The sequence below is a fragment of the Spirillospora sp. NPDC049024 genome (genome assembly GCF_040649235.1).
Lineage (GTDB): Bacteria > Actinomycetota > Actinomycetes > Streptosporangiales > Streptosporangiaceae > Spirillospora.
This window is the reverse complement of the sequence record NZ_JBEZFD010000067.1, coordinates 1-1,034: the sequence shown is the minus strand read 5'-3', so window position 1 is coordinate 1,034 and position 1,034 is coordinate 1. Positions and strand designations below refer to the sequence as shown.

Genomic DNA, 1,034 nt, shown 5'->3' with positions numbered 1-1,034 from the left:
ACGGTGGCGCAGGCGCTGGTGCGTTTCCTGGCGGTGCAGTACAGCGAGCGTGATGGGGAGCGGCGGCGGTTCTTTGCCGGGTGTTTCGGGATTTTCGGGCACGGCAATGTGGCGGGGATGGGTCAGGCGCTGCTGGAGCACGGTGATGGGTTGCCGTACTACATGGCGCGTAACGAGCAGGCGATGGTGCATTCGGCGGCGGGGTTCGCGCGGATGAGCGACCGGTTGTCGACGTTGGCGTGCACGACGTCGATCGGGCCGGGTGCGACGAACATGGTGACGGGTGCGGCGCTGGCGACCGTCAACCGGCTGCCGGTGCTGCTGCTGCCCGGGGATGTGTTCGCCACGCGTCCGGCCAATCCGGTGTTGCAGGAGTTGGAGGATGCGCGGTCGTTCGATGTGTCGGTGAACGACTGCTTGAGGCCGGTGTCGAAGTTCTGGGATCGGATCAATCGGGCGGAGCAGTTGCCGGGGGCGTTGCTGGCGGGGATGCGGGTGCTGACCGATCCGGCCGAGACCGGTGCGGTGACGTTGGCGCTGCCGCAGGACGTGCAGGCCGAGGCCTATGACTGGCCGGAGGAGTTGTTCGCGGAGCGGGTGTGGCGGATCGCGCGTCCGGTGCCCGAGCCGGCCGCTCTTGAGGAGGCGGCGGCGCTGGTGCGGGCGGCGGAGCGTCCGCTGATCGTGGCGGGGGGCGGGGTGATCTACTCCGGTGCGACGCGGGAGTTGCGGGCGTTGGCCGAGCGGACGGGTGTGCCGGTGGCCGAGACGCAGGCGGGCAAGGGCGCGCTGGCGTGGGACCACGCGTGTTCGGTGGGCGCGGTGGGCGCGACGGGGACCGCGGCGGCCAACGCGCTGGCGCGCCAGGCCGATGTGGTGGTGGGGATCGGGACCCGCTACAGCGACTTCACCACCGCCTCCCACAGCCTGTTCGCCCACCCGGCCGTGAAGTTCGTCAACATCAACGTCGCGCGGTCGGACGCGGTCAAGCTCGCGGGCTGCGCCGTCGTGGCCGACGCCCGGGAGGGCATCCG

At 71.0% G+C, this 1,034-nt stretch carries 1 protein-coding gene; it reads left to right on the top strand.

Annotation, left to right across the window (positions count from 1 at the left end; all coding sequences use genetic code 11):
• Positions 1–1,034: thiamine pyrophosphate-binding protein (locus AB0C21_RS43340; protein WP_500212353.1), on the top strand; the 1,034-nt coding region annotated here is incomplete at both ends.